The following is a 10,538-nucleotide window of genomic DNA, read 5'->3' as shown; positions in this document are numbered from 1 at the left end:
AATTATTTTTATAATTTAGATTAGCTAAACTTATAACTATTAGCAAATTAAAAAGCGTAATCCGAAAAGCTAAAGAGTAGGAGAAAATCAAATTATTACAATTATGAAAAATTTAAAAAACCTAAAAAATGTTGAAATTATTAGTAATAACGCTCAAAAATTAATATTTGGAGGTGTTAAACTTCCATACGTAAATCCTACAATTGGTTTATGCGATAGATTATGTGGAGAAGCTGGAGGAGTACTATCTAATACGCCAGGACAAGGAGATGTTTGTTTACAAGGAACATCAACATGCTGTTATTGCAGATAAAATAGGCTCAAAGGTTCTGAGGTTCTAAGTTACAAAGGTTTAAAATCTTTTAAATTTTCTTAGTACCTCAGAACCTTTTCTCTTTATCTATTAATAAGCTTCGCTTTTTCTCTCATGATATCTGCTATTTTTCGATTCTCGATTTTGCTTTCAAGCCACGAAATAATATCCAAGTATAAAAATGCTCTTTTTTCGTAAGTGTTTTTTTCCAACTCGATAAAACGCTCACGCATCTTTATAAATTCCTTTTTAATATCGTTAGGGTAGAAGTTATTTAGGTTCTTTAAAAACTTAATTATCTCTTTTTGTACTTCGTGTAAGTCATTCATTTTTAATAAAAACTTATACGTGTTCTTCAATTGATTTTCTAAGTAATAATCTTTCCCTAACTCATAATGAACAATAAGGCATAATATTCGGGAGAAACACATTAAATCTTCACGCATTGTAAGATTCTTATTGTTTATGATTTTCTCTAAATAAAATATAGATTCATTATATTTTTCGTTACCAAAATAAATACAAGCAATTTTATAATAAAACAACATCTCGTGATGTTCATCAAGATGCTCACTATGAAGTTTTATTTTATCTAATATTTCTGGAATTAAATATTCGCTTTCAGCAAAAGACGCATCAAGAATATGATAGTTCAGTTTATTGTTATACAAATACAAGAATGATAATGAAGCAACGTTGTCATTTACAGGAAAACGCGGGTCATTAATGGTTTCTTCTAATAAAGATAGGTATTTCTTAAAATTAGATTTGTATTTCAACATATACAGCGACTCCAGAAAATAATGGTTTCCTTTTAAAAAGAATACAGGATTTAAGAAAATCATATTTGGATTATCGTAAAACAACGTAACCCATTTATAGGCATATTTATAACTTGCCAAGAAATCCTGAACCAAGAAACTACGCCATAAATTGGCATTATAAAACCAATATTTTTCGCGGAAACCAAACTTAGTTTCGTCTAATTTGGCAATATGTTTATTAAAATAGTCATCGATGTATTTATATTCCTCATCACTCTTTACATAACCCGTTTTTAGCATTATACCATATAGCTGTAGCGAAAGATTAGAAAGTTTACTAGAAATAGTATTACGGTAATTTAATTCTTTAGCCTGAATAACCAATTCGTCGGCACGACCTTGAATACTTCGTGTAATATATTGAGACTCGATTAACTTCTCGAACTCAACAATTTCATACGCCATATACTTTTCGTCATTCTCTAAAGCTTGCTGTTTGGTTTTATCCAAAATTTTCAAACTCTGTTTATACAACCCTTTATTATAAAGGATAGCAGCAAAATCAATTTGTTCACGTAACTGATAACGAATATTTTGGCTAGGAATATTCAACCGAATACTAACCAAAATTTGCTTGTATAAATACGATTTAAGATTTGATAATTGTACTTTTTTAATAATACCGCTTTTTAAAATGAGCTTTTCATCGTAGACTTCAGATTTGTCTAAAATATTAAAAAGCTCGATAAATTTTGTATTTGAGCTAGTTTCTAATCGACTAGCAAAAATCTTGAATTGTCTTTTTTCGGATTTGGAAAGGGACTTTATTAATACAAATAAAAAATCTTTTTGATGGTTAGCCATTGTAAAATATAATAATGTAATTTATTGATATTTAGATAGTTGATAGGTTTTAATTTGTGTTATGAACAGTATATTTTCACTAAAATGAATTTCATACTAAAGTAATACAATATAAGTTTGTTATCAGGATGTGAAATTACATTAAATATATTAAAATGAATAGAGAGAAAGTTCAAATTTTTGATACCACCTTAAGAGATGGCGAACAAGTCCCAGGATGTAAGTTAGATACAAAACAAAAGTTAGTGATAGCAAAACGCCTGGACGAAATGGGAGTTGATATCATTGAGGCAGGTTTTCCTGTGTCTAGCCCAGGGGATTTTTTATCAGTCTCTGAGATTTGCAAAATTGTAGAGAATGCCACCGTCTGTGGTCTTACAAGAGCTGTAAAAAATGATATTGATGTTGCAGCAGCGGCATTAAAACATGCAAAAAAACCTAGAATCCATACAGGAATCGGAACCTCTGAATCTCACATCCTCCACAAACTCAATACAACCAGAGAAGACATTATAGCAAGAGCAAAATTTGCAGTATCGCATGCCAAATCATACGTAGAAGATGTAGAATTTTATGCAGAAGATGCTGGTAGAACCGATAATGCATTTCTTGCAAAAGTCTGCGAAGAAGTAATAAAATCGGGTGCAACAGTGCTTAATATTCCAGATACAACAGGATATTGTTTGCCTGACGAATATGGTGCAAAAATTAAATATTTAAGAGAAAATGTAAAAGGCATCGAGAATGTAATTCTTTCATGTCATTGTCATAATGATTTAGGAATGGCAACTGCAAACTCAATCGCAGGAGCTATAAACGGAGCAAGACAAATAGAATGTACTATTAACGGTATTGGCGAAAGAGCTGGAAATACAGCACTTGAAGAAGTAGTAATGATTTTTAAACAACATCCTTACCTAAACCTAGATACCAATATCAATACACGCCAGTTAAACGAAATGAGTCGTTTGGTTTCTGAAAGTATGGGAATGATAGTTCAGCCAAACAAAGCTATTGTAGGAGCAAATGCTTTTGCACACAGTTCAGGAATACATCAGGATGGTGTGATTAAGAACAGAGCAACTTACGAAATCATGGATCCGCTAGATGTTGGAGTAAATGAGTCTTCGATTATTCTTACAGCAAGAAGCGGAAGAGCAGCATTGGCTTACCGTGCTAAGAAAGTTGGTTACGAACTTACCAAAGTACAATTGGACATTGTATATGTTGAGTTTTTAAGATTTGCAGATATTAAAAAAGAAGTTATAGATGAAGATATTCATCAAATTATTGAAGCTTGTAAAATAGAAAGTGAATTAATCAGAAGTTAATTTAAAAAATAAAATAAGATTTAAATACATAAAGAACGAGGCATTATGAATTTGAAAATAGCAGTTTTATCGGGGGACGGAATCGGACCAGAGGTAATTTTACAAGCCAAGAAAGCATTACATGCTATAGGCGAGGTGTACAATCATGAATTTGTTTTTGAAGATGCACTTATGGGAGCAATTGCAATCGATAAAACAGGGAATCCACTTCCTGAACAAACATTGAACCTTTGCTTAAATACCGATGCCGTATTATTTGGCGCAATCGGAGATCCTAAATATGATAATAATCCAAGTGCAAAAGTTCGTCCGGAGCAAGGATTATTAAAACTGCGTAAAGAACTTGGTTTATTTGCAAACATACGTCCGATAAAGCCATACAAAGCATTATTAGACGCATCACCTTTAAAAAGACAAATTATTGAAGGTGCAGATTTTACAATTTTCAGAGAACTTACCGGAGGAGCATATTTTGGTGAGAAAACATTAAACGAAGCTGGAACACATGCTTCTGATTTATGTGAATATTCAGAAGAAGAAATCACAAGAATTGCACATTTAGCTTTTAAAGCAGCACAAAATCGTCGCAAAAAAGTAACAATGGTCGATAAGGCTAATGTACTTGAAACATCGAGATTGTGGAGAAAAGTTGTAAAAACGGTAAGTGAGAATTATCCGGATGTTGCCTTAGATTTTCTATTTGTAGATAATGCTGCAATGCAAATTATCCTTAACCCAAGACAGTTTGATGTTATCCTAACAGAAAACTTATTTGGAGATATTCTATCAGATGAAGCTAGTGTAATTACAGGTTCTATCGGATTATTAGCTTCGGCTTCATTAGGAGAAAAAAATGCGCTTTTTGAACCAATTCATGGTTCTTATCCGCAAGCAAAAGGAAAAAACATTGCAAATCCTATTGCATCAATACTATCAGCTGCCATGTTACTAGAGCACTTTGGTCTTTTTACCGAAGCAAATAAAGTATACGAAGCTGTAGAAAAAGCAATTGAATATCAAGTAGTAACAACAGATTTAAAATCTGATTCAAAATTTGGAACTAACGAAGTAGGAGAGTTTGTTTCTAATTTTATTTTAAGCAAAGATGACTTGCTTTATTTCAATAATGATAACGTATATATCGGACAGTCTACGATTGTTTAAGGTAAAATGTTAAAATCGTGAAATTAATCACAAGAAGAAGTTGAAATGTTGAGATTTTATTTTTTTAGTAGTATTAGTTTTTATACTTTTGACACATCTAAAAAGAAAACATGAGAATTTCAATTATTATATCTTCTGTCATTATTGTCAATGTGGTAATCACATATACATAGGGGAATGGTATAAATATAATTGAAAAATAATATTATAAACCTTCCAAATACTGGAAGGTTTTTTTTTTGAATAAAAATTAAAATACAAATAACACATAATGGAATTAAATAAGTACAGCAAAGTCATTACTCAAGACCAAACACAACCAGCAGCACAAGCAATGTTGTACGGAATTGGTCTAACTGAAGAAGATTTGAAAAAAGCACAAGTTGGAATTGTAAGCATGGGATATGAAGGTAACACTTGTAATATGCACCTGAACGATTTAGCAAAAGATGTCAAAAAAGGAGTTTCAAATGCAGATTTAGTTGGATTAATTTTCAATACAGTTGGTGTAAGTGATGGAATCTCAAACGGTACTGACGGAATGCGTTTTTCATTAGTTTCTCGTGATGTTATTGCTGACTCTATCGAGACAGTTATGGGAGCACAATGGTACGATAGTTTAATTGCTATTCCAGGTTGTGATAAAAATATGCCAGGAGCTCTAATTGCAATGGGAAGAGTAAATCGTCCTGCACTTATGGTTTATGGAGGATCAATTCATTCAGGAAAATGGAAAGGAGAATCTTTAAATATTGTTTCTGCTTTTGAAGCTTTAGGGAAAAAATTCCAAAATACTATTTCTGATGAAGATTTTAAAGGAGTAATTCAAAATGCATGTCCAGGAGCAGGTGCTTGTGGCGGAATGTACACTGCAAACACTATGTCATCGGCAATCGAAGCATTAGGTATGAGTTTACCATTTAGTTCATCATATCCAGCTTTGAGCCCAGAAAAAAGACAAGAATGCATTGAAGCAGGAAAAGCAATCAGAGTATTATTAGAAAAAGATATTAAGCCAAGAGATATTATGACTCGTAAGGCTTTTGAAAATGCAATTACACTAGTAGCAGTTTTAGGAGGTTCTACAAATGCAGTTATGCACTTAATTGCAATGGCACATTCTGTAGATGTAGAAATTACATTAGCAGATTTCCAAAGAATCAGTGATAAAACACCAGTACTTGCTGATTTAAAACCAAGTGGTAAATACATGATGGAAGATTTACATGATGTAGGAGGAGTTCCAGCAGTAATGAAATATCTATTAAAAGAAGGATTTATTCACGGAGATTGTTTAACAGTAACAGGAAAAACAGTAGCCGAAAATTTAGCTTCAGTTCCAGATTTAAATGATGGACAAGAAGTAATTTTTGAAATCCAAAAAGCATTAAAACCAACAGGAAATATCCAGATATTATACGGAAACCTTGCTACAGAAGGAGCGGTTGCCAAAATAAGCGGAAAAGAAGGAGAATATTTTGAAGGAACAGCAGTCGTTTTTGAAAGCGAATTTGATGTAATTCCAGGTATTCAGGCCGGAAAAGTAAAACCAGGAGATGTAGTCGTCATCAGGTATTGTGGGCCAAAAGGTGGTCCGGGGATGCCCGAAATGCTAAAACCAACATCGGCTATTATAGGAGCTGGTTTAGGAAGCAGCGTTGCTCTTATTACAGACGGTAGATTCTCTGGAGGTTCACATGGATTTGTGGTAGGACACATAACACCAGAAGCTTATGATGGTGGTGGTATAGCCTTAGTACAAGATGGAGATTTAATTACCATCGATGCGATTAAAAATACCATTAACCTGAAAATATCTGACGCAGAATTTGATGAAAGAAAAGCTAATTGGATTCAACCAGCTTTAAAAGCCTCAAAGGGAGTTTTGCTTAAATACGCAAGATCAGTTTCCAGCGCTTCTACAGGTTGCGTTACTGATAAATAGTATTCAATACAATTTCAAAAGTTTAATTTCAAAATTCAAAAAAATGAAGGAATTATTGAAAGAAGAAAATATAGATCTAATCTCTACTTTATTTGAAGGTAGGAGTGAAGAAAAAGATACCGATATGGAAAAGATAAAAATATCAGGCGCTGAAGCCGTGATAAGATGTTTGTTAGAAGAAGGAGTAGACTTGGTTTATGGATATCCGGGTGGAGCTATAATGCCTGTTTATGATGAGTTATACAAATTTAAAGACCAATTACACCACGTTCTTGTACGCCACGAGCAAGGTGCAACGCATGCAGCTCAGGGATATGCAAGAGCAACAGGAAAAGTAGGCGTTGCAATTGCTACATCTGGTCCCGGAGCAACAAACTTGGTTACAGGAATTGCCGATGCACAAATCGATTCGACTCCTATGGTTTGTATTACAGGACAAGTTGGGAAACATTTACTAGGTTCAGATGCTTTTCAGGAAACTGATATCATCGGAATTTCGACTCCTGTAACTAAATGGAATTATCAAGTTACCGAAGCTTCAGAAATTCCTGAGATTATCGCAAGAGCATTTTATATCGCAAGATCAGGTCGTCCAGGCCCAGTTTTGATAGATATTACTAAAAATGCACAATTTGATGAATTTGAATTTAGCTATAAAAAATGTACAGGAATAAGAAGTTATACTCCAGTTCCTAAATTAAAATTGGATAAAGTTGCAGAAGCAGCCGAATTAATTAATAAAGCTAAAAAACCATTTATCGTTTTTGGGCAAGGAATTATTCTCGGTCAAGCCGAAGAGCAATTAAAAGCTTTGATTGAGAAATCTGGAATACCAGCTGGTTGGACAATATTAGGACTTTCGGCTTTACCAACAGACCATCCTTTAAACGTAGGAATGTTAGGGATGCACGGTAATTACGGACCAAACTTACTTACTAACGAATGTGATGTTCTAATTGCGTTAGGAATGCGTTTTGATGATCGTGTTACAGGAAATTTAGCAACTTATGCTAAACAAGCCAAAGTGATTCATTTTGATATCGATCCAGCCGAAATTGATAAAAACGTAAAGACAGAAGTTGCTGTTTTAGGAGATGTAAGAGAAGCATTAGATGCATTACTTCCGTTAATTGAAAATAACAAACACGAGGCTTGGCATAATATATTCAAAGAAAAGTATCAAATAGAGTTTGATTCGGTTATAAAAGAAGAATTAAACCCTACAAATAATAAAGGTATTTCAATGGGTGAAGCCATGGAAATGATTAATAAACACTCCAAAGGTGATGCGATAATTGTTTCAGATGTTGGTCAGCACCAAATGTTTGCTTGTCGCTATGCTAAATTTAATACAACCAAAAGTAATGTTACTTCTGGAGGTTTAGGTACAATGGGATTTGCTTTACCAGCTGCAATTGGAGCTAAAATGGGAAGACCAGATCGCGAAGTTGTAGCAATTATTGGAGATGGAGGATTCCAGATGACTATTCAGGAATTAGGAACTATTTTCCAAACAAGAGTACCAGTAAAAATCGTAGTACTTAACAATGAATTCTTAGGAATGGTACGTCAATGGCAAGAATTATTTTTTGACAACAGATACGCTTCTACAGAAATGATTAATCCAAATTTTGTTGCTATTGCTGAAGGATATTATATCAAAGCAAAAAAAGTAAAAAAACGAGAAGATTTAGATGCAGCTGTTGCCGAAATGATGGCTTCAGAAGATGCTTATTTCTTAGAAGTTATGGTTGAAAAAGAAAATAATGTATTCCCAATGATTCCAACAGGAGCATGTGTTTCTGATATCAGATTAAGCTAAATAAAAAAGTTTGAGGTTTAAGGTTTAAAGTTGAACAACTTGGAACTTTAAACAAGAAAACTTTAAACAAATAACTATGGAAAATAGAACATTTACCATTTCGGTATACTCAGAAAACAATGTGGGTTTATTAAATAGAATATCAGGAATATTCTTAAAGCGACACATTAATATATTAAGTCTAAACGTTTCAGAATCAGAAATAGACAATGTTTCAAGATTCATTATCGTTGTAGAAACAACAGAAAAATGGGTTAAGAATATTGTTGGACAAATCGAAAAACAAATCGAGGTAATAAAAGCTTTTTATCACACAGACGAAGAGACTATTTATTTAGAAAATGCATTGTTTAAGATACATTCAAATTTGTTATTTGATGAAAAACAAATTCAGAACATCATCAAAGAAAGCCAATCTACCATCGTAACTGTTTCTCGTGACTTTTTTGTGATTTCAAAATCAGGAAGACGTTCAGAGATTGAAGAAGTACATGCAAAACTGAAACCATACGGAATCATGCAGTTTGTACGTTCAGGAAGAATTTCGGTTTCTAAAGAAAAAATGGAAGTATCCACATTACTAGAAGAACTAAAACTGTAGTCAGTTTTAGTCTGTAATACCAACTAACTTATACAATTATTAAATTACACATTCATTAAATATTTTTTAAAAAAAATGGCAAATTATTTCAACACATTACCACTAAGATTACAATTAGAACAATTAGGCGTTTGCGAATTTATGGAACAATCAGAATTCGCTGATGGGATTGCTGCTTTAAAAGGAAAAAAAGTAGTTATCGTAGGTTGTGGAGCTCAAGGATTAAACCAAGGTTTAAACATGAGAGATTCAGGACTTGATATTTCTTACGCTTTACGTCCAGATGCAATTGCAGAAAAAAGAGCTTCTTATAAAAATGCTGCCGAAAATGGTTTTACAGTAGGTACTTATGAAGAATTAATCCCAACAGCAGATTTAGTATGTAACCTTACTCCAGACAAACAACATACAGCTGTAGTTACAGCGATTATGCCATTAATGAAAAATGGTTCTACACTAGCATATTCTCACGGTTTTAATATTGTTGAAGAAGGAATGCAAATTCGTAAAGACATTACTGTAATTATGTGTGCTCCAAAATGTCCAGGTTCTGAGGTTCGTGAAGAATACAAAAGAGGATTTGGTGTACCAACATTAATTGCTGTTCATCCAGAAAATGATCCAAATAATTTAGGTTTAGATCAAGCTAAAGCTTATGCTGTAGCAACTGGTGGACACAAAGCAGGAGTTTTAAAATCTTCATTTGTTGCCGAAGTAAAATCGGATTTAATGGGAGAACAAACTATCCTTTGCGGAATGTTACAAACTGGATCTATCTTATGTTTTGACAAAATGGTCGAAAAAGGAATCGAGCCAGGTTATGCTTCAAAATTAATCCAATACGGATGGGAAACTATTACAGAAGCCTTGAAACATGGTGGAATCACTAATATGATGGATCGTCTTTCTAATCCTGCTAAAATCGAAGCTTACGAAATTGCAGATGAATTAAAAGATATTATGCGTCCTTTATTTCAAAAACACCAAGACGATATCATGTCTGGAGAATTCTCTAGAAATATGATGATTGACTGGGCTAATGACGATGTTAATTTATTGACTTGGAGAGCTGCAACAGGAGAAACAAACTTCGAAAAAACAGCTCCAACTGAAGCTGCAATTTCTGAGCAAGAATACTTTGATAATGGAGTATTAATGATTGCAATGGTAAAAGCGGGTGTAGAATTAGCTTTTGAAACTATGACAGAAGCTGGTATTATCGAAGAATCTGCTTATTACGAATCATTACATGAATTACCTCTAATTGCAAATACTGTTGCAAGAAAGAAATTACACGAAATGAATAGAATTATATCGGATACTGCCGAGTATGGTTGTTATTTATTTGATCACGCTTGCAAACCGTTATTAACTGATTTCATGAAAACAGTTGATACAAATGTAATCGGAAAACCATTCTCATCTTCAAATGGAGTTGACAATGCAGTACTTATCGCAGTTAATAAAACTATTCGTCTACACCCTATCGAAGAAGTAGGAGCGTGGTTGAGAGAATCGATGACTGCAATGAAAAAAATTGGATAATTAAATTAGGACTTCAACAAGTGTTGGAGTTTGCGCTGTATCTCTGTTTTTATATAATATTTTGAATTAGTAAGCACTTATTAAGATAATATGGATATAGATGCATATTACTTTCACTTAACTACAAACGAGGCGATAGTTAAGTGGAGTAATACCTAATAAAAGACATTTTAAACCCTGTCTTTTAGT

General features: G+C 33.2%; 8 protein-coding genes. 7 read left to right on the top strand and 1 reads right to left on the bottom strand.

Annotated features, from left to right (window positions below):
• The first annotated feature begins 103 nt into the window (after nt 1-103).
• The gene (locus tag B8T70_RS13145; protein ID WP_035624024.1) at nt 104-313 is read left to right on the top strand and encodes a hypothetical protein; all 210 of its coding nucleotides are present in this window, start codon (nt 104-106) and stop codon (nt 311-313) included.
• A gap of 83 nt (nt 314-396) precedes the next feature.
• On the opposite strand, the gene B8T70_RS13140 is transcribed toward B8T70_RS13145, so the two are convergent.
• On the bottom strand, nt 397-1,941 hold the full coding sequence (locus tag B8T70_RS13140) for a hypothetical protein (RefSeq protein ID WP_086895136.1): 1,545 nt from the start codon (nt 1,939-1,941) through the stop codon (nt 397-399).
• Between the two features lie 155 nt (nt 1,942-2,096).
• On the opposite strand from B8T70_RS13140, the gene B8T70_RS13135 reads away from it, so the two are divergent.
• The 6 genes from B8T70_RS13135 (at nt 2,097) to ilvC (ending at nt 10,349) form a co-directional block, all read left to right on the top strand.
• Nucleotides 2,097-3,272 (top strand): 2-isopropylmalate synthase, encoded by a 1,176-nt coding sequence (locus B8T70_RS13135; protein WP_039119225.1) that lies wholly within the window; start codon nt 2,097-2,099, stop codon nt 3,270-3,272.
• 45 nt (nt 3,273-3,317) lie between these two features.
• Nucleotides 3,318-4,436, top strand: coding sequence for a 3-isopropylmalate dehydrogenase (leuB, locus tag B8T70_RS13130; protein WP_039112027.1), 1,119 nt, complete (start codon nt 3,318-3,320; stop codon nt 4,434-4,436).
• Nucleotides 4,437-4,707: 271 nt separating this feature from the next.
• Nucleotides 4,708-6,381 (top strand): dihydroxy-acid dehydratase, encoded by a 1,674-nt coding sequence (ilvD, locus tag B8T70_RS13125; RefSeq protein WP_039119159.1) that lies wholly within the window; start codon nt 4,708-4,710, stop codon nt 6,379-6,381.
• A 124-nt stretch (nt 6,382-6,505) separates the two neighbouring features.
• Nucleotides 6,506-8,203 carry a biosynthetic-type acetolactate synthase large subunit gene (gene ilvB, locus B8T70_RS13120; RefSeq protein ID WP_086895138.1) on the top strand — a complete coding sequence of 566 codons (1,698 nt, stop codon included), beginning with the start codon at nt 6,506-6,508 and terminating at the stop codon, nt 8,201-8,203.
• Nucleotides 8,204-8,279: 76 nt separating this feature from the next.
• Nucleotides 8,280-8,804 carry an acetolactate synthase small subunit gene (gene ilvN, locus B8T70_RS13115; protein WP_039119158.1) on the top strand — a complete coding sequence of 175 codons (525 nt, stop codon included), beginning with the start codon at nt 8,280-8,282 and terminating at the stop codon, nt 8,802-8,804.
• A 75-nt stretch (nt 8,805-8,879) separates the two neighbouring features.
• Complete coding sequence (gene ilvC, locus B8T70_RS13110; protein ID WP_086895135.1) at nt 8,880-10,349, top strand: ketol-acid reductoisomerase; 1,470 nt, start codon at nt 8,880-8,882, stop codon at nt 10,347-10,349.
• Nucleotides 10,350-10,538: the final 189 nt, after the last annotated feature.

It is taken from the genome of Flavobacterium sp. AJR, from assembly GCF_002156885.1.
Classification (GTDB): domain Bacteria; phylum Bacteroidota; class Bacteroidia; order Flavobacteriales; family Flavobacteriaceae; genus Flavobacterium.
Note: the sequence above shows the minus strand (reverse complement) of the source record. Positions and strands in the feature narration are given on the sequence as shown.